19 protein-coding genes, 1 pseudogene and 2 riboswitches are annotated in these 23031 nt (G+C 72.7%); of the genes and pseudogenes, 12 read left to right on the top strand and 8 right to left on the bottom strand.

Going from position 1 to position 23031, the window contains the following annotated elements:
- The first annotated feature begins 32 nt into the window (after window positions 1-32).
- Window positions 33-1319 (top strand): isocitrate lyase, encoded by a 1287-nt coding sequence (gene aceA / locus U8525_RS08800; RefSeq protein ID WP_374263660.1) that lies wholly within the window; start codon window positions 33-35, stop codon window positions 1317-1319.
- A gap of 216 nt (window positions 1320-1535) precedes the next feature.
- Entirely contained in the window at window positions 1536-1949 is a 414-nt protein-coding gene (locus U8525_RS08795) for a hypothetical protein (RefSeq protein WP_374263658.1), read from the top strand.
- Window positions 1950-2006: 57 nt separating this feature from the next.
- On the opposite strand, the gene U8525_RS08790 is transcribed toward U8525_RS08795, so the two are convergent.
- The 3 genes from U8525_RS08790 to U8525_RS08780 form a co-directional block, all read right to left on the bottom strand.
- On the bottom strand, window positions 2007-2252 hold the full coding sequence (locus tag U8525_RS08790; protein ID WP_374263656.1) for a hypothetical protein: 246 nt from the start codon (window positions 2250-2252) through the stop codon (window positions 2007-2009).
- Window positions 2253-2333: 81 nt separating this feature from the next.
- Window positions 2334-2669 carry a hypothetical protein gene (locus U8525_RS08785; RefSeq protein WP_374263654.1) on the bottom strand — a complete coding sequence of 112 codons (336 nt, stop codon included), beginning with the start codon at window positions 2667-2669 and terminating at the stop codon, window positions 2334-2336.
- Between the two features lie 26 nt (window positions 2670-2695).
- A complete protein-coding gene (locus U8525_RS08780; RefSeq protein WP_374263652.1) occupies window positions 2696-3982 on the bottom strand; it encodes a TIGR04013 family B12-binding domain/radical SAM domain-containing protein in 1287 nt (428 codons plus the stop codon).
- 183 nt (window positions 3983-4165) lie between these two features.
- Window positions 4166-4406, top strand: a riboswitch (cobalamin riboswitch).
- A 163-nt stretch (window positions 4407-4569) separates the two neighbouring features.
- On the opposite strand from U8525_RS08780, the gene U8525_RS08775 reads away from it, so the two are divergent.
- From U8525_RS08775 to U8525_RS08740, 8 genes are all read left to right on the top strand, one after another.
- Window positions 4570-4980, top strand: a complete 411-nt coding sequence (locus tag U8525_RS08775) for an acyl-CoA thioesterase (protein ID WP_374263650.1) — start codon at window positions 4570-4572, stop codon at window positions 4978-4980.
- A gap of 35 nt (window positions 4981-5015) precedes the next feature.
- A riboswitch (cobalamin riboswitch) is annotated at window positions 5016-5232 on the top strand.
- Window positions 5233-5657: 425 nt separating this feature from the next.
- Window positions 5658-7004, top strand: a complete 1347-nt coding sequence (locus tag U8525_RS08770; RefSeq protein ID WP_374263648.1) for an aspartate aminotransferase family protein — start codon at window positions 5658-5660, stop codon at window positions 7002-7004.
- Window positions 7001-8560, top strand: a complete 1560-nt coding sequence (locus U8525_RS08765) for an aldehyde dehydrogenase family protein (RefSeq protein WP_374263646.1) — start codon at window positions 7001-7003, stop codon at window positions 8558-8560. Before U8525_RS08770 ends, U8525_RS08765 begins: the two co-directional genes overlap by 4 nt.
- 13 nt (window positions 8561-8573) lie before the next feature.
- Window positions 8574-9926 (top strand): acetyl ornithine aminotransferase family protein, encoded by a 1353-nt coding sequence (locus tag U8525_RS08760; RefSeq protein ID WP_374263644.1) that lies wholly within the window; start codon window positions 8574-8576, stop codon window positions 9924-9926.
- Between the two features lies 1 nt (window position 9927).
- Window positions 9928-10836: a CoA transferase subunit A gene (locus tag U8525_RS08755; RefSeq protein WP_374263642.1), complete on the top strand. Its 909-nt coding sequence runs from the start codon at window positions 9928-9930 to the stop codon at window positions 10834-10836.
- Window positions 10826-11599 carry a CoA-transferase subunit beta gene (locus U8525_RS08750; RefSeq protein WP_374263640.1) on the top strand — a complete coding sequence of 258 codons (774 nt, stop codon included), beginning with the start codon at window positions 10826-10828 and terminating at the stop codon, window positions 11597-11599. Before U8525_RS08755 ends, U8525_RS08750 begins: the two co-directional genes overlap by 11 nt.
- A 30-nt stretch (window positions 11600-11629) precedes the next feature.
- The gene (locus tag U8525_RS08745; RefSeq protein ID WP_374263638.1) at window positions 11630-12829 is read left to right on the top strand and encodes an acetyl-CoA C-acyltransferase; all 1200 of its coding nucleotides are present in this window, start codon (window positions 11630-11632) and stop codon (window positions 12827-12829) included.
- A complete protein-coding gene (locus tag U8525_RS08740) occupies window positions 12826-13155 on the top strand; it encodes a hypothetical protein (RefSeq protein ID WP_374263636.1) in 330 nt (109 codons plus the stop codon). The genes U8525_RS08745 and U8525_RS08740 overlap by 4 nt, the downstream gene beginning before the upstream one ends.
- Before the next feature lie 67 nt (window positions 13156-13222).
- Here the strand turns inward: U8525_RS08740 and U8525_RS08735 are convergent, their stop codons facing one another.
- Window positions 13223-14251, bottom strand: a complete 1029-nt coding sequence (locus U8525_RS08735) for a heparin lyase I family protein (protein WP_374263634.1) — start codon at window positions 14249-14251, stop codon at window positions 13223-13225.
- A gap of 340 nt (window positions 14252-14591) precedes the next feature.
- On the opposite strand from U8525_RS08735, the gene U8525_RS08730 reads away from it, so the two are divergent.
- The gene (locus tag U8525_RS08730) at window positions 14592-15617 is read left to right on the top strand and encodes an arginine N-succinyltransferase (RefSeq protein ID WP_374263632.1); all 1026 of its coding nucleotides are present in this window, start codon (window positions 14592-14594) and stop codon (window positions 15615-15617) included.
- Here U8525_RS08730 and U8525_RS08725 read toward each other — a convergent pair.
- Window positions 15601-16644: a lasso peptide biosynthesis protein gene (locus U8525_RS08725; RefSeq protein ID WP_374263630.1), complete on the bottom strand. Its 1044-nt coding sequence runs from the start codon at window positions 16642-16644 to the stop codon at window positions 15601-15603. The two genes, U8525_RS08730 and U8525_RS08725, sit on opposite strands and share 17 nt — an antisense overlap.
- Before the next feature lie 64 nt (window positions 16645-16708).
- On the opposite strand from U8525_RS08725, the gene U8525_RS08720 reads away from it, so the two are divergent.
- Window positions 16709-19858 (top strand): ABC transporter substrate-binding protein, encoded by a 3150-nt coding sequence (locus U8525_RS08720; protein ID WP_374263628.1) that lies wholly within the window; start codon window positions 16709-16711, stop codon window positions 19856-19858.
- Here U8525_RS08720 and U8525_RS08715 read toward each other — a convergent pair.
- From U8525_RS08715 to U8525_RS08705, 3 genes and pseudogenes are all read right to left on the bottom strand, one after another.
- Complete coding sequence (locus U8525_RS08715; RefSeq protein ID WP_374263626.1) at window positions 19855-22047, bottom strand: hypothetical protein; 2193 nt, start codon at window positions 22045-22047, stop codon at window positions 19855-19857. The two genes, U8525_RS08720 and U8525_RS08715, sit on opposite strands and share 4 nt — an antisense overlap.
- A gap of 93 nt (window positions 22048-22140) precedes the next feature.
- Complete coding sequence (locus U8525_RS08710; RefSeq protein WP_374263624.1) at window positions 22141-22764, bottom strand: DedA family protein; 624 nt, start codon at window positions 22762-22764, stop codon at window positions 22141-22143.
- Between the two features lie 121 nt (window positions 22765-22885).
- Window positions 22886-23026, bottom strand: a pseudogene (locus U8525_RS08705) (SDR family oxidoreductase); the annotation flags it as partial.
- Window positions 23027-23031: the final 5 nt, after the last annotated feature.

Here is a 23031-nt window from a genome sequence, read left to right as displayed (position 1 = left end):
CACCCTTCACCGCAAGCCCGAGGAGTCCTGGCATGTACGACGCGACGCCGACCACTTCCGATGCCTCCCCCCACGCGAAGCTCCATGCGCAGCGCTTCGAGGGGATCAAGCGCAACTACTCCGACAAGGACGTGGAGAAGCTGCGCGGCTCCATCCGCGTGAGCCACACCCTGGCGGAGATGGGCGCCAGGCGCCTCTGGGAGCTGCTCCACACGGAGGACTACATCAACGCGCTGGGCGCCCTCACCGGCAACCAGGCCGTGCAGATGGTGCGCGCGGGCCTCAAGGCCATCTACCTGTCCGGCTGGCAGGTCGCCGCGGACGCGAACTCCGCCGGCCAGATGTACCCGGACCAGAGCCTCTACCCGGCGGACTCCGTCCCCTCCGTGGTGAAGAAGATCAACAACGCCCTGCGCCGCGCGGACCAGATCGACCACGCGGAGGGCCGCAAGGACCGCTACTGGTTCGCGCCCATCATCGCGGACGCGGAGGCCGGCTTCGGCGGGCCGCTCAACGCCTACGAGCTGATGAAGGGCATGATCGAAGCGGGCGCCGCGGGCGTGCACTTCGAGGACCAGCTGGCCAGCGAGAAGAAGTGCGGCCACATGGGCGGCAAGGTGCTGGTGCCCACCAGCCACTTCGTGCGCACGCTGACGGCGGCGCGCCTGGCGGCGGACGTGATGGGCGTGCCCACGCTGCTCGTCGCCCGCACGGACGCGGACAGCGCCAAGCTCCTCATGAGCGACGCGGACGAGTACGACCACGCCTTCATCGACAAGGCGGCGGGCCGCACGGGCGAGGGCTTCTACCGCATCAAGGGCGGCCTGGAGTGCGCCATCGCGCGCGGCCTGGCCTACGCCCCGTACGCGGACCTGGTGTGGTGCGAGACCAGCACCCCGGACCTCGCGCAGGCCAGGGCCTTCGCCGAGGGCATCCGCAAGCAGTTCCCCAACAAGATGCTCGCGTACAACTGCTCGCCGTCCTTCAACTGGAAGAAGAACCTGGACGACAGCACCATCGCGAAGTTCCAGCGCGAGCTGGGCGCCATGGGCTACAAGTTCCAGTTCGTCACCCTGGCGGGCTTCCACGCGCTGAACTTCTCCATGTACGAGCTGGCCCGTCAGTACAAGGACCGCGGCATGGCGGCCTACAGCGAGATGCAGCAGTCCGAGTTCGGCGCGGAGAAGCACGGCTACACCGCCACGCGTCACCAGCGCGAGGTGGGCACCGGCTACTTCGACCAGGTCGCCGAGGTGATCTCCGGCGGCAGCGCCAGCACCCTGGCCCTGCACGAGTCCACCGAGGCCCACCAGTTCTAGGCCGGGCGGATCATCCCGAGGGTCGGTGAGGGGGGCGAGGCCGCGGCGTCCAGGGGAAAATTCCCCGGGATTCCGCGGCCTTCGCCGTTCGCGAGGCGAAAGAGGCAACTTCCCGGAGGCCGGGGCGATAATGGGGAGAACGAACTTGAAGCCCCACAGGCGCGCCTTCGGGAGTGCCGCTCGGTTGACCGGGGCCTTTTTTTGACGGGAGCCGCCATGAACCGCATCACGTCCCTCTCCGGTCCGCGGGTGCAGCCTGCCACGACGAACACGACCTCCTCCGTGGCGGGCAGCCGCTTCGGCTCGCTGCTGTCGGGCGCGACCGCGCAGCAGCCGAAGGCGGGCGCGCAGCTGACGGGCGGCTCGGTGGTGTCGTCGGCGCTGGCGCAGCTGGGGGCCGCGCCGCACGGCTCGCTGCTGGGCACCTACACCGCGGGCGCCACCTCCACGCCGGTGAACGTCTCGGGCAACCAGGCCCAGCAGCAGCAGGCCGCGACGTCGCAGGCGGGCGCGGAGCCCAAGAGCGAGGAGCTGCAGGCGCTGGAGGAGCTGGCCACCATGTCCGCGGTGTCCATGTCCCAGTCCATCCTGCACATGGGTGGCATGAAGCTGGACCTGGAGCGCGAGTAGCCCCGCGCCTCCGGCCGTTCTGCATCCCCTGACTTCACGTGAGCCCTGGGGGAGACCTCAGGGCTTTTTCTTGTCGCTGTCGTCGCTGTACTTGTCGCGGATGCCGGCGTGCCGGTGCCGCGTGTCGTTCCACGGCTGATCCACGTCGGTGCGCTGCCCGCCGTTCTGCCCGGTGACGTCGTTGAGCTCCTCGGCGCGGCCCTCGGCGGGCACCTGGTCGCCGTGCTCGTCCGGGTCCTTCTGCTTGCGGGGGTCCAGCGGGATGCCGGCGCTCTTCTTGAGGTATTCGTCCTTGGGGTCCATGCCGTCATTCCTCCCTTGAGCCCTCAAGGTGGTGACGGGGCGCCGCGCCGGGAGCGGCCGGGCGGCCGGGGGGACGCTTCCTCAGTTGAGGTACTTCGGCCTGGCGGGCGCGGCGGGGGGCTGGGCCTTCATCATCTCCAGGCCCTGGCGGGTGAGGACGAAGCGGACGACGCCGGAGCCGCGCTCGGTCTCGATCTCGGCCTCGAAGGCGGGCCCGGCGATGCCGCCCAGGGACACGTCCTTGCGCAGGTTGTTCACGCGGCCGGAGAGCAGATCGCCAGCCACCTCGCGCGAGCCCTCGCCGCGCGTGTACAGCTCGTAGGCGGCCTCGTGCAGCGTCATGGCCAGCGCCGGGGTGAGGGGCTGGGAGCTGAAGAGCACGGAGATGAGGAGCCAGTAAGGCGTCTGTTCAGCCATCGCGCGGGGCAGTGTAACGGGTGCGGCTAGCGGGCGCGCGGCTGTCTGCGGGAGGCGATGGCCTCCGCGAGCACGCCCTGGGCCTTCCAGTGGCCATACAGGCGGCCCTGGGACGCGAGGAAGTCCAGCCGCTGCCGGGTGCGCGCGTCCAGGCGCCCGGGGGGCGCGTCGCGGAACGGCGTGCCGGGCAGCGGCATGAAGGTGTGGCCGTGCACGCGGGCGCCCAGGTCGGACAGGCGCTGCATGAGGTCCAGGGTGGCGTCCACGTCCGCGGGCTCTTCCCCCGGCAGGCCCAGGATGAAGTCCACGTTGGGCACGAAGCCGCCCTCCACCGCGAGCCGGGCGGCGCGCACCACGGTCTCCACGTCGTGGCCGCGCCGGGTGGCCTGGAGGATGCGTTCGGAGCCGGACTGGCCGCCGATGATGAGGTTGTCGTTGGCCACGTAGCGCTTGAGCAGCGCCAGGGCCTCCGGCGTGACGTGCTCCGGGCGCACCTCCGAGGGGAAGGTGCCGTAGTAGACGCGCCCGTCCGGGGCCATGGCCTCCGTCACGGCGACGAGCAGCGCCTCCACGGCGGCCAGGTTCACGGTCTCGTCGGCGGTGCCGTAGGACAGGGACGTGGGGGTGATGAAGCGCAGGTCGCGCCGACCCATGCGGCGCAGCTCGCGGGCCCAGTGGGCGATGTTGGCGATGGTGCGGTGCCGGAAGCGCGCCTTGGACATGAAGGGCGTCTGGCAGAAGCGGCACGCGTAGATGCAGCCGCGGGTGATCTCGATGGCGCCGTACTTCACGTGCTTCACGGCGAACGGCGGGAAGTCGTCCAGGCGCACGCCCTCGCCGTGGCCGCGCTGCACGAGCTTGCCGTCCTCGAGGTGCGCGGTGCCGTGCGTGGCGCGCGGGTCCTCGCCCTTGAGGACGCGGGCGAGGATGGCGCGCAGGGTGTGCTCGCCCTCGCCCACGGCGACGAGGTCGAAGCCGGCCTGGAGCGTCTGGAGCGTCTCCGCGGTGGCGTGCACGCCGCCCGCGATGCAGAGGACGTCGCGGCCCTCCAGCCGCTCGCGCACCCACGTGAGCTCCTCCACGGAGGGGCCGAAGCTGGCGGAGTAGAAGGACCACGCGGCGACGACGGTGTCGCCCGCGTCCACGCGCGCGCGCAGGGTGTCCAGCAGGGCCTCGCGGCTGCGAGGGAAGTGCAGCGACACGTCCGCGAGCGCGGGGTCCGCCTCCACGGCGCCGGCGAGCACGGTGAAGGCGTACTTGCCGGGGTACTGGTAGCTCAGGACGAGCGAGACCTTGCGAGGCGTCTGCGACATGGCTGCCGGGGATGATGCCACAGGGCCCGCGCCCGGCGGGGCACGCCTGCCCGGCGCGCGGGCACGGCCCCCCAACCCTCGGTGAGCAGTCATGCCGAGCCTCCTCGCACGGAAGCGCGGGCGCCTTCCATCCGTAACCTGCGGCCCCGGCCTTGATGCTTGGCGGAGGCAGCGCTCGCGTCTAACGTGCGCCCCGCCGACGGTGCCTCGCGGGAGTCCGCGAGGTTTAGCAAGGGAATCCGGTGGGAATCCGGAGCTGCCCCGCAGCGGTGAGTGGGAACGAACGCCGTCAGACGCACTGGTCCGGCAGTCGGACTGGGAAGCGACGGCCAGTAGGCGCCACGGACGCGGCCTCCTGAACGGGAAGCGCGCTCCGGAAGCACGCCCACGAGTCCGAAAACCTGCCGCCGGCCCCTGCGGAGAATCGTCTCCTCCAGGGCGGTACCCCGGGCCCTCGCGGGAAGGTCCGGCAACCCTTCGCGGTCCACGCGTCCGCCACCGCCCGTGCCCCGGGCCCGGGAGCCGTGTGTCCCGGTGTCCCTTCCGCACGCGGCGCGCACGGCCGCTCGGGCCTGGAGTCCCTCCTCATGACGTCCCCTTCCCTCCCCCCGTCCGCCACGGAGACCCGCATGGTGGACATGGTCTTCCCGGATCAGACCAACCACTACGGCACCCTCTTCGGCGGACAGGCGCTGCGCTTGATGGACATGTCCGCGTTCATCACCGCCAGCCGCTACGCGCGGCGCACCGTCGTCACCGCGTCCAGCGAACGCGTGGACTTCCACACCCCCGTGCGCCAGGGCCAGCTGGTGGAGCTGGTGGGCCGCGTCGTCGCCACCGGCCGCACCTCCCTCACCGTGGACGTGGAGCTGTTCGCCGAAGACCTCCTGTCCGGCGCACGACAGCTGTGCACGCGCGGACGCTTCATCCTCGTCGCGCTCGACGCGGAGCGCCGTCCCACCGCCGTGCCGCCGCTCGCGCCGGAGAACCAGACATGACAGACATTGCCTTGACACCTGAAACAAGCCGGGCGTATAGACGACGCCATGCTGGTGCCTGGGTTTGCCCAGGCTGAAAAGGGAACCCGGTCCGAAGCCGGGGCTGCCCCGCAGCGGTAGGTGAGAACGACCGCCGTCCATGACACTGGCGCCCACGTGGGCGCTGGGAAGTGACGGCCAGTAGGAACTCCGGCACCCCGGTGCCGGACGCGCTCACGAGCCCGAAGACCTGCCCGCATCCGTGTCGTGGGAGACATCCACGGACGGTTCGACCTGGAGCCCCGAGGGAGGGCGGGAAGGTCCGCGCAAGGCCTTGTTTCCACAGGACTTTGCCCGGCACGTTCCCTCCTCATCCCTCCTGTCTCCAGCCACCCGCGGGGGTGGGGGTCGGTGTCTTCGGGCCCTCACGCGGCCCGGGTGCGCGGCGTCGCGCCTGGACACCCCTCCCTCCACCTTCGCGGGCCATTGGCCGGGCGACGCGGGTCGCCCGTGAGGACGGACGACGATGCGTGGAACACCGCGGAGACGGCGCGAGGCAGTGACAGGACACGGGAGCCAGACACGGCGCGCCAGCCCCCGGGTGCGGCGCCGCTGACGACGTCCTCCGTTTCGCGACGCAATTCCTTTCATCCACCGTGGCCGCGTCCCGCGCGCGCCGCCAGGGGAGCCGTCTGCCTTTGAACGCCATCCGCTACCCCGACGGGAACGTGCTCCTGCGCAACCTGTCGCGCGAGTTCCCCGTCGTCACCCACGGCGAGGGCGTCTACCTGTACGACGCCCAGGGCCGCCGCTACCTGGACGGCTCGGCGGGCGCGCTGGTGGCCAGCGTGGGCCACGGCAACCGCGAGGTGGCGGACCGCATCCATGCGCAGCTGCTTCAGGTCGCGTACGTCAACGGCACCCACTTCACGACGGAGGTGACCGAGGCGCTGGCCGCGCGCCTGTGCGCGCACGCGCCCGCGGGGCTGAGGCGGGCGGCCTTCCTCGGCTCGGGGTCGGAGGCCATCGAGGCGGCCGTGAAGTTCGCGCGGCAGCTGTGCGTGGAGCGGGGCCAGCCCCAGCGCACGCGCGTCATCACCCGCGTGCCCGGCTACCACGGCAACACGCTCTACGCGCTGTCCATGTCCGGACGGCCGCACTACCAGACGTTCTTCGGCCCCCTGCTGTCGGAGGTCGTCACCACGCCCGCGCCCTACCCCTACCGCTGCGGCCTGGAGGACTACGCGCGGGACGGCGCCGCGCACTACGCGCGGCTGCTGGAGGAGACGCTCCAGCGCGTGGGGCCGGACACCGTCGCGGCGTTCGTCGCGGAGCCGGTCATCGGCTCGTCGGCGGGCGCGGCCGTGCCGCCGCCCGGGTACTTCGAGCAGGTCTCCGCCATCTGCCGCCGCCACGGCATCCTGGTCATCGCCGACGAGGTGATGTGCGGCTGCGGGCGCACCGGGCGCTTCTTCGCGAGCGACCAGGTGGGGCTCACGCCGGACCTGCTGGTGCTGGGCAAGGGCCTGAGCGGCGGCTACGCCCCGCTGAGCGCGGTGCTGGTGCGCGAGGACCACCTGGAGGAGCTGCGCCAGGGCTCCGGCGGCTTCATGCACGCGCAGACGTACCTCCAGGCCCCGTGCATGACGGCCGCGGGCGTGGCGGTGCTGGACTACTACGAGCGGCACGACCTGGTGGCGCACGCCGCGCGCGTGGGCGCCCACCTGCAACGCCGCCTGCGCGAGGTCCTCCTGCCCCTGCCCCACGTGGGCTCCGTGCAGGGCGTGGGGCTGATGGCGGGCGTGGAGCTGGTGGAGGACAAGGCCACGAAGCGGCCCTTCCCGCGCACGCGCAAGGTGGTGGAGGGGCTGCTCGCGGAGCTGTTCTCGCGGGGGCTCGTCCTCTGGCCCAACACCGGCCACGCCGACGGGACGAACGGCGACCTGCTGATGGTGGGCCCGCCGCTGATCATCACCGAGCCCCAGGTGGACGAGCTGGTGGACCTGCTCGCCCGGGGCCTGACCCGTTTCCTGGAGCGGTCATGACCTTTCGCATCACCTATTCGGTGTTGGACGCGGACCTGACGGAGCTGCACGCGCGCTTCGACGCGGCGCTCGCCACGGTGCGCGCCCGCCTGGGCGCGGAGCACCCGTCGTGGATCGCCGGCAAGGCGCACGCGAGCGGCGACCTGCTGGACAGCCGCAATCCCTCGCGGCCGTCGGAGGTGGTGGGCCGCTTCCACCGCACCGCGCCCGGCGAGGTGGGGCGCGTGGTGCTCGCGGCCAAGGAGGCCCAGCGCGCGTGGGGCGCCACCGCGTGGGAGGAGCGCGTCCGCATCCTGCGCCGCGCCGCGGACCTCATCTCCGAGCGCCGGTGGGAGCTGGCCGCGGGGATGACGCTGGAGGTGGGCAAGAACCGGCTGGAGGCGCTGGGCGACGTGGAGGAGTCCGCGGACCTGCTGCGCTACTACGCCGGCCAGGTGGAGTCCGCGCGCGGCTTCCACCTGCCCATGGCGCGCCTGTCCCCCCGCGAGGACACGCGCAGCGTGCTGCGTCCCTACGGCGTCTTCGTCGTCATCTCCCCGTTCAACTTCCCGCTCGCGCTGGCCGCCGGGATGAGCGCGGGCGCGCTGCTGGGCGGCAACGCGGTCATCCTCAAGCCCAGCGAGGACGCCCCCGGCTGCGCCGAGGGCCTCTTCCAGGCGCTGCGGGACGCGGGCCTGCCGGGCGGCGTGCTCCAGGTGGTGCATGGCGAGGGGGAAGGCCTGGGCTCCGCGCTCGTGCGCCACCCCGCGGTGGACGGCGTGGCCTTCACCGGCAGCACCCGGGTGGGCATGGAGCTGTTCCGCGTCCTCACCGAGCAGCACGTGCGGCCCGCGCTGCTGGAGCTGGGGGGCAAGAACGCGGCCATCGTCTGCCAGGACGCGGACCTGGAGGCGGCGGTGGAGGGCTGCCACCGCTCCGCGTTCGGCATGTCCGGCCAGAAGTGCAGCGCGCTGTCGCGCATCTACGTGCACGAGGACGTGCGCCAGGACTTCGTCGAGCGGCTGGCCCGAAAGGCCCGCGACACGGTGGTGGGGGACCCCGCGCTCGCGTCCGTCTTCATGGGCCCGGTCATCAACGCGGCCTCCGTCCGGCGCTTCGAGCAGGCGGTGGCGGAGGCGCGGCGCGACGGCACCGTGCACGCGGGCGGCGACAGGCCGGCCCTGGACGCGGCGCTGGCGCATGGCCACTTCGTGGCGCCCACGGTGGTGGAGCTGCCCCACGCGCACCGGCTGATGCGCGAGGAGCTGTTCCTGCCCTTCGTCGGCGTGGCCGCCTTCCGCTCGCTGGACGAGGCGATTGCGCTGACCAACGACAGCGCCTACGGCCTCACCGCCGGCATCTTCAGCGCGGCCCCGGACACGGTGGAGGCGTTCATGGCCCGCGCGGAGGCGGGCGTGCTCTACGCCAACCGCCGCACGGGCGCGACGACGGGCGCGTGGCCCGGCGTGCAGCCCTTCTGCGGCTGGAAGGGCAGCGGCTCCACCGGCAAGGGCGGCTGCGGTCCCTATTACGTCTCGCAGTTCATGCGCGAGCAGTCCCAGACCCGGATGGGTTGACCTGGAAGCCCTCATGCACCCGCTCTATCCCGAAGTGAAGGTCGTCCCCCCGGGGCCCAACGCCCGCGCCATCATCGACGTGGACCGGCGATACACGTCGCCCTCGTACATCAAGGAATACCCCCTGGTGGTGGAGCGGGGCGAAGGCCCCTGGGTGTACGACGTGGACGGCAACCGCTTCCTGGACTTCATGGCGGGCATCGCCGTGGCGTCCACGGGGCACGCCCACCCGCACGTGGTGAAGGCCATCCAGGAGGCCGCGGGCCGCTTCCTCCACATCTGCGGCACGGACTTCTACTACGACGGCTTCTCGCGCCTGTGCGAGCGGCTCGCGGGCTGCCTGCCCCAGATGGGCCCGAAGAAGGTCTTCCTCACCAACTCCGGCACGGAGGCGGTGGAGGGCGCGCTCAAGCTGGCGCGGCACCACACGCGCCGGCAGACAATCATCGCCTTCAAGGGCGGCTTCCACGGCCGCACCTATGGCGCCATCTCCCTCAACTCCTCCAAGGTGGCCCAGCGCGCCTTCTTCGGCCCGCTGCTGCCGGGCGTGCTGCACATCCCCTACGCCAACCCGTACCGCTGCGGGAACGGCTGCGAGCCTGGCGCGTGCGGCGACGCGTGCAACCCGGTGCGCCTCCTGGAGACGGACTGGTTCGTCAACCACGTGGACCCCCGCGAGGTGGCCGCCATCTTCGTGGAGCCCATCCTGGGCGAGGGCGGCTACGTGGTGCCGCCCACGGGCTTCCTCCAGGAGCTGCGCCGGCTGTGCGACGCGCACGGCATCCTGCTGGTGTTCGACGAGGTGCAGTCCGGCATCGGCCGCACGGGCCACATGTTCGCGGCGGAGCACTTCGGGGTGATGCCGGACATCGTGCTGTCCGCCAAGGGCATCGCGTCCGGCATGCCGCTGGGGGCCATCATCGCGCGGGAATCCGTGATGACCTGGCCGCGCGGCTCGCACGGCAGCACCTACGGCGGCAACCCGGTGTGCTGCGCCGCCGCGCTCGCCACGCTGGACGTGGTGGAGGGCCTGCTGGGCAGCGTGCGCGAAGTGGGCGAGCACCTGGCCTCCGGACTCCGGGCGCTCCAGCGCGGGCACCCCGTCATCGGCGACGTGCGCGGCGTGGGGTTGATGGTGGGCGCGGAGTTCGTGCAGCCCGGCACCCGCGAGCCCGCGTCCGCGTATGTCGCGGACCTGGAGCAGCTCGCGTTCCAGAAGGGCCTGCTGCTGCTGTCGTGCGGCAAGTCCACCATCCGCTTCGCCCCCCCGCTGGTGGTGGGACGGCACGAGGTGGACGTGATGCTGGGCATCCTGGGCGCGTGCCTCCAGGAGCTGGACGCGCGCCATGGCCTGAAGGCGAGCTGACATGGACAAGCGCTGCTCGATGAAGGAGGCCATCGCGGCCTCCGTGCACGATGGCGACGCAATCGTCATCGACGGGTTCACCCACCTCATCTGCTTCGCGGCGGGGCATGAGCTCATCCGCCAGGGCCGGCGGAACCTCACCGCCATCCGGCTCACGCCGGACCTCGTCTATGACCAGCTCATCGAGGCCGGCTGCGTGAAGCGGCTGGTGTTCAGCTGGGCCGGCAACCCGGGCGTGGGCAGCCTGCACGCGCTCCGGCGGCGCAGCGAGGCCGGCTGCGCGGAGCGGCTGGAGCTGGAGGAGTACTCGCACTTCGGGCTGCTGTCGCGCCTCCAGGCCGCGGCCGCGGGGCTGCCGTTCTGGCCGCTCGACAACTACTACGGCGGCGACATCGCGCGGGTGAACGCGAACATCCGCACGGTGCGCTGCCCGTACACGGAGCGGGAGCTGGCCACGGTGCCCGCGCTGCACCCGGACGTCACCATCCTCCACTGCCAGCGCGCGGACCCGGAGGGCAACGCGCAGGTGTGGGGCCTGCTGGGCTCCCAGAAGGAGGCGGCCTTCGCGGCGAAGCGGGTCGTCGTGGTGGCGGAGGAGATCGTCCCCACGGAGGTCATCCGCGCGGATCCGAACCGCACGGTGGTGCCCGGCATCCTCGTCAGCCACGTGGTGCACGAGCCCTGGGGCTGCCACCCCAGCTTCGTGCAGGGCTTCCACGACCGGGACAACGACTTCTACGTGAAGTGGGAGGACATCTCGCGCCAGCCGAAGACGTACCAGGACTACCTGGAGGCCTTCGTCCACGGCGTGAAGGACCGGCGCGGCTACCTGGAGCGGCTGGAGGCGGGGCTCTTGGACCGGCTGCGGGCGAAGCCCCGGCCGTGCGCGGGGGTGGACTATGGGTACTGACGCGGCGCTGGGCGCCACCGCCAGCGAGCGCATGGCCCTCCGCGCCGCGCGCGAGCTGCGCGACGGGGACGTGGTGTTCGTGGGCATCGGGCTGCCGAACCTCGCGTGCAACCTGGCGCGGGCCACGCACGCCCCGGGCCTGTTCATGATCTACGAGTCCGGCGCGGTGGGCGCCGTGCCGGAGCGGCTGCCGGTGTCCATCGGCGACCCGTCGCTGGTGACGGACTCGCTCGCGGTGGTGGGGCAGGCGGACATCTTCCAGTCCCTGCTCCAGCGGGGGCACATCGAGGTGGGCTTCCTGGGCGGCGCGCAGGTGGACCGCTGGGGGAACCTCAACACCACCGTCATCGGCGACTACGCGAACCCGAAGGTGCGCCTGCCCGGCAGCGGCGGCGCGTGCGAGATCGCCGTCCACGCGCGGCGGCTGCTCATCATCATGCGGATGAGCCCGCGCACGTTCGTGGAGCGGTGCGACTTCATCACCAGTCCGGGCCACCGGATGAACGGCCGCACCCGCAAGGCGCTGGGCATGCCCGGGGGCGGGCCCACCCGCATCATCACCGACCTGGGCGTCCTCACCTTCGACGAAACGGGCGAGGCCGTGCTCACGGAGGTGTACGAGGGCGTGACGGTGGAGCAGGTGAAGGCGGCCTGCGGCTGGCCGCTCCGGGTGGCCCCCTCGCTGACGACGGGCGCATCCCCGGACGCGGCGGTGCTGCACCTCTTGCGCGAGAAGCTGGATCCGAAGCGCCTGTATCTCTGAATCCCGCCGTCCCACACGGAGCCAAGGGTCATGTCGTCGGAAGCCTTCATCGTCGATGCGGTGCGAACGCCCATCGGGCGCTACCGGGGCGCGCTCCAGGCCGTGCGGCCGGACGACCTGGCCGCGCACGTGCTCGCCGCCCTGGTGGCGCGGCAGGGCCTGGACGTAGCGCGCGTGGACGAGGTGTTCCTGGGCTGCGCGAACCAGGCGGGCGAGGACAACCGCAACGTGGCGCGCATGGCGCTGCTGCTCGCGGGGCTGCCCCAGGAGGTGCCGGGCGTCACCGTCAACCGCCTGTGCGCCAGCGGCCTGGAGGCCGTCATCCAGGGGTGCCGGATGATCCGCCTGGGAGAAGCGGACGTGGTGCTCGCGGGGGGCGTGGAGTCCATGACGCGCGCGCCGTGGTCCATGCCGAAGCCGGAGGAGGGCTTCCCGTCCGGGAAGGTGGAGGCCTGGGACACGGCGCTCGGCTGGCGCTACCCGAACCCCCGGCTGGCGGAGCGCTTCCCGCTGGAGCAGATGGGGGAGACGGCGGAGAACGTGGCCGCGAGGTGGGGCATCGCGCGCGAGGCGCAGGACGCCTTCGCGCTGGCGTCGCACCAGAAGGCGCTGGCCGCGCGCGCGGCGGGCCGCTTCGCGAACGAGCTGGTCCCGGTGGAGGTGCCCCAACGCAAGGGGCCGCCCCTGCGGGTGACGGAGGATGAAGGTCCCCGCGCGGACACGTCGCTCGCGCGGCTGGCCACGCTGCGCGCCGCCTTCCGCGACGGAGGGAGCGTGACGGCGGGCAACGCGTCCACGCTCAACGACGGCGCGTCCGCGGTGCTCCTGATGAGCGAGCGGGCGCTGAAGGCCACCGGCAAGACGCCGCTGGCGCGCTTCGTGAGCAGCGCGAGCGCGGGCGTGGATCCGCGCCTCATGGGGGTGGGCCCCGTGCCGGCGACGCGCAAGGCGCTGGAGCGCGCGGGCTGGACGGCGGACGCCCTGGACCTGGTGGAGCTGAACGAGGCCTTCGCGGCGCAGGCGCTCGCGTGCATGCGGGACCTGGCGCTGCCGCCGGAGCGGGTGAACGTGAATGGCGGCGCCATCGCCCTGGGGCACCCGCTGGGCGCGAGCGGGGCGCGCATCGTGACCACCCTGGTCCACGAGCTGGAGCGGCGGGGCGCGCGGCGCGGCCTGGCCACGCTGTGCGTCGGCGTGGGCCAGGGGCTGGCGATGACGGTGGAACGATGAGCCCGCGCCCGCACGAGCCCCGGTCACTGGCGGTCGCGCTGCGCATCACCTTCGAGCCCGCCTTGCCGCACGGCCCCGGCTGGCGCTACCGCGCGACCTTCCACGACGGCGCCAGCGAGGCCGGTCCCCTGCGAAGCCTGGAGGACCTGGCCGCGGTGCTCCAGCGCTGGGGACACGGGCTGGAGGGCCTGCCCTGGGCGGAGCTGCCCACCTTCGGGGGCGCGCCTCCCCGCGAGACCGCGGGCGTGTGGAGCTGGGATGCGACGCGGCTGCTCGTCGGAGACCGGCCGGACGCGGTGAGGCTCCTGCCCCGCCTGGAGCGCTGAGGCGCGCGCGCCTTCCACCCTCCTCCCGCCCCGGCCACACCGGAGCGGGAGGGTCCTTCACCGGCCTTCAGCTCCGGCGGCGGCGCGCCCGCGCCAGGCCCAGCAGCCCCAGCAGCGAGAACGCGGCCAGCGACCCGCCGCTCGCGGAGCAGCCGCCGCGGAAGGTCTCGTCGACCTCGCCCTGGTCCAGCGGCGCCGGCTTCACGCCCGTCCCCGTGCCCGCGTCCACCACCGGGTCCGGCTCCTGCGGCGAGCCCGCATCCACCACCGGCTCCGGATCCACCGGGCTGCCCGCGTCCACCACCGGGTCCGGCTCCTGCGGCGAGCCCGCGTCCACGGGGGTGCCCGCGTCCACCGGCGTGCCCGCGTCCACCTCGGGGTCCGGCTCCGGCTGCACCACCGGGAACACGTCCGCGCGGCTCGTCGCCTGGATGAAGCCGTCGTGGTAGACGACGCCCACCGGCTTGATGGTGTCGTCCCGGTACAGGCCCAGCTTCAGGTAGTTGTTCTGACCGGAGAACATCGTCTTGGCCTGGGTCTTCTTCAGCACCTGCGTGCCGTTGAGCCACAGCTCCACGTAGCCCACGGCCGCGTCCGGGGACCACTTCACGTGGAAGATGAACTCCTGCCACGCGCCGCGCTTGAGCGGCGTGCTCCACACCGTGCCGCTGTCGTTCAGCGTCAGGCGGATGAGCTCGCCCTTCACGAAGAACTCCACCGGCGGAGAGCCGCAGCACCCGTCGTGGTGCCACTGCGTGAAGAGCTGCCACGCGTCCACGCTGGGGAAGTCGTTCGCGAACATCACCTTCCAGCGGTACCAGTACTCCGAGCCCACCTTCTCGTTGCTCAGGTACACCAGCTCGTTGCGGTTGCCGCTGGAGTTGATGGGATCATCGCCCTGCTTCACCGTGGCCTTCAGCGCGTATTTGCCTTCGGCCACCGGGCTCGTCACCACCTGGAGCCGGTCCGAGCTCACCATCTGTTCCGAGCTGTACTGGGAGCGGTTTCCCGTCTCGAAATCGCCCCGCCAGACGATTTCCGCCGCAGCGAGGCTCGGGAACAGACAGGCCGCGAGCCAGAGGTGCAGTGCTTTCAATGTGAATCCTTGGGGGAGGGGAAGGGGGAGCGCCTGGTGCTTTGACGGCAAAGCGTTGACAAACATTATCCCAAACCATTCCCTGGCTTCATTCCCCCCCAAACTCATTCCAAGTCGCCTGACAACACAGCGACCAACCAGACAGGCCCTCACCCGGATTGAGACATGTTTCACGGCGGGCGTGAGCCACCCCCACCCACCGGGCGGGCGGGGGAGCGGTGTCCTGAACGCAACGCGTCATTGACAGGGGAGCATCCAGGGGGCTGACGGGACGGGGGCGTGGTGTAAGGTCACGGGCCCTTCCGGCGCTCCCTTCCCGGGGCGCCCATCAGTGTGCCCCATGCTCGTGTTGCGAGACGTCCAGAAAACCGATTTGCCCGGCCTGAAGCGTCTTGCCGCGGTGCTGAACACGGTCAACCTGCCGAACAACGAGGAGACGCTCGAGGCCATCATCGACAAGTCGGTGAAGAGCTTCGCCGGCAAGGTGAAGGACCCGTTCGAGCGCGAGTACCTCTTCGTGCTGGAGGACATGCGCAACAGCCTCATCATCGGCACGTCGATGATCATCGCCCAGCACGGGACGTTCGAGGCGCCGCACATCTACTACGAGGTGAGCGAGCGCGAGCACTACTCCGCCTCGCTGGAGCGGCACCTGCGGCACAAGGTGCTGTCCATCGCGTACAACTACGAGGGCCCCACGGAGATTGGCGGCCTGGTGGTGGACCCGCCCTACCGCGCGACGCCGGACAAGCCCGGCAAGCAGCTGTCCTTCGTGCGCTTCCTCTTCATCGCCATGCACCGGCGGCTGTTCCGGCCGCGCGTGCTGGCGGAGCTCCTGCCCCCGCTGCTCCCGGACGGGCGCAGCCTGCTGTGGGAGGCCTGCGGCAAGAAGTTCACCGGCCTCACCTACCTGGAGGCGGACCGGCTGAGCCGCCAGAACAAGGAGTTCATCAAGGAGCTGTTCCCCGCGTCGGACATCTACGCGTCGCTGTTCCCGGACCGCGTGCAGAAGGTGCTGGGCGAGGTGGGCCCGGCCACGCGCGGCGTGCAGCGGATGCTGGAGCGGGTGGGCTTCCGGTACGTGGAGCGCATCGACCCGTTCGACGGCGGCCCGCACTTCGAGGCGGACACGGCGGACATCTCCCTGGTGCGCCGCTACCGCACGATGAAGCTGGCGGACGAGGACTTCGAGCTGGAGGGCGATGACGTGCTGGTGGCCGCCGAGCGCGACGCCGGCCGCAACCGCTTCCGCGCCGTGCGCTGCCAGGCCCGGCTGGACAACACCGTCATCCACCTGCCCGCGCGCGCCAAGGAGATCCTGGAAGTGAAGTCCGGCACGAAGCTGTCCGTCATTCCGTTCGAGTAGCGCGCACCACGAGGAAGTCCCCGCGCAGCAGCGACAGCCAGCGCTCCCCGGCCTCCAGCGCGGGGCCCTCGGGCGGCACCAGCGCCAGGGGCAGGTGCGTGTCCGGACGCACGGGGTCCAGGGACGTGGGGTCCAGGTCCAGCGTCCCGCCGCCCTTCAGCGCCACCCGCACCCAGGCGTGCGGCCGGGCGGGGCCGCCGTCCACCGCGAGCAGCCCGTGGACGAGCCCCACCCGCTGGCCTCTCGCGCGCGCCAGGGAGGCGTAGCGCAGGGCGTGCGCCAGGCAGCCTCCGGCCTCGCCCTCCCCTCCCGCGCGCCAGTCCGCCGCCGTGGGCCCCTTCTCCGGGAAGGCCGCGTGCACCTTCGCGGACAGGGCCCGCGCCTCGGCCGGCGTCCACTCCGTCATGTCCGGCAGGCGCGCGGGGACGGTGAAGGCGGGCGCGTCCTGGCGCGGCCTCAGCCGCAGCGCGCCCCCGGCGCCGCCCTCCACGGGCAGGCCGTCCGCGAAGAGCTCCGGCGGCGGCCGCAGCCGCTCGCCGGGGGCCGCCCGGGTGAAGCGGGAGTCGCCCACCTCCAGCGCCTGGAGCCGCCCCTGCCCGTCGTAGCGCGCGCGGAAGCGGGCCCCCAGCATCGTGCCCTCGGCGCTCGTGGCGTCGCGGGCCGTGACGCAGTGGGGGCCCTCCTGGCCGGACAGCTCCTCACGGCCCTTCACGCACCCCTCGGGCGGTGGGCCCCGCCACAGCCACAGCGCCTGGGGCACCGCGTCCCCGCCCGCCACCCGGCCCGCGGCGTCCACGGGCAGCGTCACCTCGCGCACGCGCTCGCCCGCCTGGCCATCGCGCACGTGCAGGTGCCGGCTGGTGTACGTGAAGCGCCCCGCCTCCAGGGACAGGCCCACCGTCCCCACCGGCACGCCGCGCCACGCGAAGACGAACCGCGCCGAGCCCGCGGCCCTGGCGGCCTCGGCGCCCGTGCTGGCGGGGATTCCCGGGAGCGCCAGCATGGCGATGGCGAAGAGGGCCTTCATGTCTCATGAAGCATGCGTCGAATTGAGGACCGGCGCGAGAAGGCGGGTTAGCTTCACCCCGTCCATGGGCGCCAAACGGTACCTCTTCTCGTTCGGGCTGGCGGCGGCCCTGGTCTCCGCGCTCATCCTGGGCTTCGTGCTGTGGTGGGTGACGGGCAAGCCGGACGACACGACCGGGTGGGCGGTGCTGCTGCTGGGCGTGCCGTTCCTCTGGCTGACGGGCAGCTACCTGGCGTGGTTCCGCTTCGCGGCGGTGCGGCGGCGCGAGCGGCGCGACCTGATGTCCCGGCTGGCCGAGGGCGACCTCACCACGCCCATCCACACCGGCTTCGAGGGCCAGGAGGACCTGCGCCGCCTCATCCTGTCCCTGCGCCGGGCCCTGTCCCAGGTGCAGCGCGTGACGAGCAACCTGCACCGCACCGGCAACGGCGTGAGCGAGCAGGCCCGCATGCTGCTGGAGGCCGCGCGCCGCCAGGGCGGCGCCGTGGAGCGCACGCTCAGCGCCGTGGGCGGCAACGGCGCCAGCCTCCAGGTGGCCATCAAGCGCGTGCAGCACATCGAGACCTTCGCGCACGAGACGACGGGCGCCCTGCTGGAGATGACCGAGCGGCTGCACCAGGTGGTGGACGGCCTGGAGACCGTCAACGACTTCAGCCAGCGCACCAGCGGCCTCACCCAGGCGATGACGGAGCGGCTCACGCACATCGCCGCGTCGGGCGACGAGCTGGGCCGCTTCGCGTCGGAGGCGGAGGACTTCGTCGCGCTGGTGGAGGGCGGCATCGACGCCGTGCGCCGCCGCGCCACGGAGACCAACAGCATGGCCATCGCCGTCACCACGACCGCCCAGCGCGGCGAGGCGCTGGTGAACGACAGCGTGCAGGGCATGTACCGGGTGGAGGAGACGGTGCGCAAGGCGGCCGAGCTGATGGAGATGCTCGGCACGCGGTCGCTGGAGATCGGCCGCATCGTGGACGTCATCCAGGAGATCGCCGACCAGACGAACCTCCTGGCCCTCAACGCCGCCATCATCGCCGCGCAGGCCGGCGAGCACGGCCGCCCCTTCGGCGTGGTGGCCAACGAGATCCGCAGCCTCGCCGAGCGCACCACGCGCTCCACGCGCGAGATTGGCACCATGGTCACCGGCATCCGCGACGCGGTGGAGACCGCCGTGGCGCTGGTGCAGGAGGGCCGCGAGCAGGCCACCGCGGGCGTGGCGCTGGGAGACCGCGCCGCCGAGGCCCTGAGCGAGATCCGCTCCATCACCCAGCGCACCTTCGCCGCCGTGGAGGCCACGGTGATGGAGACGCAGCGGCTGGAGGCGCAGGGCGCCACCGTGGTGGAGGCCAGCAAGCGCGTGGCCCAGCGCGTGGAGGACATCACGCGCATGGCCATCGAGCAGTCCGGCAACGCGCGGGACCTGGTGCGCCAGATTCAAGAGATGTCGCGCGTGGGCCAGAGCGCCGGCCAGAAGGCCGAGGCCCAGGCGCGCACCGGCCGCGACCTCTCCGAGGCGGTGATGCGCCTGAGCGCCGCCATCGAGGAGCTGCGCTCCGCGCACCAGGTGCTCACCCGGGGCGACGCGTCCATCCGGGAGGAGGTCGCGCAGGTGCGCGAGGACGCGCGCCGGGTCATCCGCATCGGCGACGGGCTGGACCGCACGGTGGACCAGCTGAGCCACGAGACGACGAGCCTGGAGGCGGAGGTGTTCCGCTTCCAGCTGCCCCGGGCCCGCGTGGGCGGCACGCTGCGGGTGGGGTTGCACCAGGCGGGCTCGCTGCGCGCGCGCCAGACGGTGGATCCGCTGTTCAGCGTGGAGAACCAGCTGGCGGAGCTGACGGCGTGCCTCTTCTCCTGCCTGGTGCGGCTGGAGGACGGCATGCTGGTGCCCGACCTGGCCGAGCGCTGGGACGCGGATCCGTCCGCGCGCCGCTACCGCTTCTACCTGCGCAAGGGCGTCACCTTCCACGACGGCACGCTGCTCACGGCGCTGGACGTGAAGCGCCACCTGGAGCGGCTGATGGACCCGGCGCTGCGCTCGCCGGACCGCAGCCTGCTGGAGGACGTGGAGGGCGCGCGCGAGTACTCCAGCGGCATGGCGCGCGAGGTGACGGGCATCGAGGCGCTGGACGAGGGCACGCTGGAGATCCGCCTGCGCGAGCCCAAGGTCTTCTTCCTCCAGCTGATGGCGCTGACCGCCACGGCCGTGGCGCGGCTGGACAGCGCGGGGAAGCTGGTGGGCACGGGGCCGTTCCGCGTCGTGGGCATGCAGGCGGACCGGATGGTGCTGGAGCGCAACGCCAGCTACTGGCGCGCCGGGCTGCCGCTGCTGGACCGGCTGGAGTTCGTCCTCTCGGAGACGCGGCCGCAGGCGGTGCGGCAGCTGCTGGACGGGCAGGTGGACCTCGTGTCCTTCCTGCACGTGGAGCACACGGAGGCCAAGGGGCTGGACGCGCACCAGGTGGTGACCAGCACCACGCCATCCACGGCGTTCCTGGGGCTCAACCTGAACGAGGCGCCCTACAACGACGTGCGCGTGCGGCGGGCGCTGCGCGCGGGCATGGACATCCCGGCCGTGGTGGCGCAGTTCCACCCGGGCGCGCGCGTGGCGCGCACCTTCACGCCGCCGGAGCTGCTGGACGGGGCCCAGGAGCTGGGGCCCACGCCGGCGCCGGACGTGACGCTGGCGGAGCGGCTGCTGCGCGAGGCGGGCGTGAGGCGGTTGCAGCTCACCCTGCACCACCCGGTGGGCCGCGACACGTCCGCCGAGGACGCGGTGCTCTTCCGGCCGCTCATCCAGGCGGGGCTGCTGGAGCTGCGGCACGAGCAGATGCCCGCGGAGGAGTACCTGCCGCGCCTGCGCGAGGGGAAGGTCCCGGCGTTCCGCACGCTGTGGCTGGCGGACTTCCCGGACCCCGACGCGTTCCTGCACTTCCTGCTCAACTCCAGCGCGCAGACGGTGTACCCGCTGGGCTACCGCAACGCGGAGCTGGACCGGCTCACCGCCGAGGCGCGCGTGTCCATCGACCCGGAGCTGCGCTCGCAGCTGTACCGGCGCGCGGAGCTGCTGGCGCGCGAGGACTGCCCGCTCATCCCGCTGTACCACGACCGCACGCACGCGGTGGCGGCGGCGTCCGTGCAGAACCTGCGGCTGCACCAGACGCCGCCGCAGGTCCGCTTCGAGGACCTCTGGGTGGACCCGGCCGCGGGCAGCTAGGGCAGGGCCCGGCGCGTCCCGGCGGGGCTGGCGCCGCGCTGGGGCCAGCCCCGGGCCTCGGCGCGCCCACCGACGGGATAGGACTCCAGCCTCCAGACGCCGTCGCGGCGCAGGGCCACGTGCAGGTGCTCGCCCGCGAACACCGCGCCCGCCACCTCCACGCGGCCCGGCAGGGAGCACTGGCTGAGCTTGTTGCCGGAGGAGATCCACTCCAGCCACGCCTGACGCTCGCCGCCCGGCAGCGCCGCGTCCGCGAGCACCCCCACCGTGTTCAGCTCCAGCAGCGCGGCCTCGTGGAAGGCGCCGGGCAGCACCGGCGAAGGCAGCACGTCCACCTCCGAGAGGGCGCGGCCGTCGTCGGTGCTGAAGGAGCGCAGCACGGTGCGCAGCTCCGCGTCGACACAGGGCGCGCCGTCCGCGTGGTCGCACGCGAGCGCGAGCGCGTGACCGACCTGACCTCCAGGGGACATGAGGACGGGCTCGGCCAGGGGAGACAGCGTGCGCGTGCCCGCGTCCCAATCCAGCGCGCCGAGCACGCCGCCATCCGCGTCCACCGCGGCCCGCGTGCCCACGAGCAGCCGTCCCGACGCGAGCGCCAGTGACGGCGCGCCCTCGGGCACACCGGCCCCGAGCGGCTCGAGGCTCAGGGAGGCGATGCCTCCGTCTTCGCTCGCCGCGCCGAAGGGCGGGAGCGCCAGGAGTGCGCCTCCGTCCGTGTTCGCGTCAGGCCGGGCCCACGCCGTGAACGCCAGCCGCCCATCCCACGGCGTGTAGAGGTACGCGCCGCGCGCGTCATCCACGGCGAGCCTCGCCGCTCCGCCGCCGTCCGCCTCCGGCCCCATCGCCAGCGGCGCGCCCGCGCTCGCGCTCAGCACCACCAGGCGCGAGCGCGGCGGCTCCGTGCCCGCGTCCGCGCTCCACGTGACGTGCGCCAGCACCTCCCCCTCCTTCGTGAGCGCCACCCTGCCCGCTCCCGTGCGAGCCACTTCCTCCGGCGTCCCTCCGTCCCGCTCCGCGTCGGAGGACGCCAGCGACGTGCGCCAGCGCAGCTCACCCGCGCCCCGGGGCGCGTAGGCCTCCAGGGCTTCCGGCGCCAGCACCACCACGCCCGCGTCCGATGCCGCGAGCAGCGTCCTCGCGCCCCCGTCCGCATAGGGCGACGCGTAGCGCAGCAGCCCGCTCTCCGTGTACGCGGCGAGCCAGCAGCCCGCGTCCTCGCCGCACACCGACGCGTAGACCGTGCCGTCGTCCGCGAGCAGCACCGGCCCACCGTCCTCCGCGACGGGCGCTCCGCCCAGCTCCGCGCTGAAGACGGACTCCAGGTCTCCCGCGTCCGGACGCACGCACTCGCCCGCGCTGCACCTGCCCTCGTCCTGGCACGGCGTGGCCTGCGCGCACACGAAGCCGTCCGGCGGCGTCACCGTCCGGCACGCGCCGCTGAAGCAGACCCGCGCCGCCGTGCAGCTCACCGCGCCGCACGGGCTGAAGTCCGCCACGTCCACCTCCTTGCAACCCGCGTTGCGGTCGCACACGCCCACCTTGCAGGGGTTGCCCGGCACCGGGCACGCGACGGCCTCCGTCACGCAGCCCTGCGTCGGCGAGCAGCTGTCCACCGTGCACGGGTTGTCGTCATCGCACGTGCGCGGCTGCCCCACGCAGGCCCCCGCCTGGCAGCGGCCGTTCTCCTGGCAGCGGCTGCTGGGGATGCACGACGCGCCGTCCTCCAGCGGAGACTCGATGCACTGGCCGGAGTCCAGGTCGAAGCGCGAGTCGTGGCACTCGGCCCGCGGGATGCACGCCAGCGGGCGCACGCCCACGCCGGTGAGCCTCACCTTCGCCGTGGTGCGCCCCGCGGTGAGCGTCAGCTCTCCCTCCACCGGCGTGCTGCCCGCGGAGAACAGGATGTCCACCGTGCCCGTGCCGCTGCCCCCCACGACAACCTGCGACACGACGACGAAGAAGGGCGCGTCCGTCACCGCGTCCACCGTGACGCCCGCGCGGCCGGTGGCCACCAGCGTCAGCGAGCGGCGCACCTGGGTGCCCTCCAGCACCCGGCCGAAGTCCACCACCTCTTGCTGCGGCCGGAAGCTGGCGCTCGCACCGCCCACGTTGGGGCTGTCGCCACAGCGACACCCGCCCACCAGGACGAGCAACAGGAGCCACCACCAGCGAGCACGGGCGCGGAGCATGGCCCCGACTCAACCGCGCCACCCCGGGCCGGCGCAACGTGCGCCCCACCCTGACGGGTCGTCCCCGCACATTTTCCTGCCCGCCCGGGCCCGCTACGGTTCCACGGCCGACTCACGCCGCCGCGTCAGCGCCCGCACGCCGAACCCCACCGCCGCCACCACGAGCAGCCCGATGACCGCGTACTGGTAGCGCGTCACCAGCACCGTCAGCCGCTCCAGGTTGCCGCCCACCGCCATGCCCAGCGCCAGGATGAGCCCGCTGTGCGCCAGCGCGGACACCGCGCCCAGCACCAGCGCGTTGAAGCGCGGCACCCGCGCCGCCCCCGCCGCGATGAAGATGACGCCCCGGATGCCGGGCAGGAACCGGTTCACCAGCAGCAGCCACGGCCCCGCGTGCCGCATCCGCGCCTGCACCTGCTCCAGCCGCGCGTGCGTGAGCCCGAAGAAGGAGCGCCCCGGCTGCGCCTCGAAGCGCTTCGCCAGCCACTGGCCCACCAGGTAGTTGATGAGCGCGCCCACCACGCTGCCCGCCGTCACCACCGCGAGCACCAGCCACCAGGGCTTCACCCCGCGCACGGCGTAGACGCCGCCCATGAGCACGATGGTGTCCCCGGGAAATGGCGGCACCACGTACTCCAGCATCGCCGCCACTCCGAGCACCAGGTACCCGAACGGCCCCAGCATCCCAATCAGCTTGTCGACGTGCTCGATCCACATCCGCGCGGTGCCCTCCAGGCCCGGAAGCCCTCCGCGCGAGACTTAAGTCGTCTCCCCTCCCGAGGGAACCCACATCCCCCACCGCCCGCGCGCGGGTGAACACGCGCGGGCCGGGCCTCCCTCAGCCGAACGAGCCCCCTCCATCCGCCGTGAGGACGCTCCCCGTGACGAAGGACGCCTCGCCGCTGGCGAGGAACACGGCCGCGCTGGCGCTCTCCTCCGGGCTGGCGATGCGCTGGAGCGCATGCAGCCGCGCCGCCGCGGACT

This window comes from Corallococcus sp. RDP092CA (assembly GCF_041903675.1).
In the GTDB taxonomy this organism is placed as follows: Bacteria; Myxococcota; Myxococcia; order Myxococcales; family Myxococcaceae; genus Corallococcus.
The sequence above is the reverse complement of the archived record's forward strand: the minus strand, read 5'-3'. Positions and strand labels throughout refer to the sequence as shown.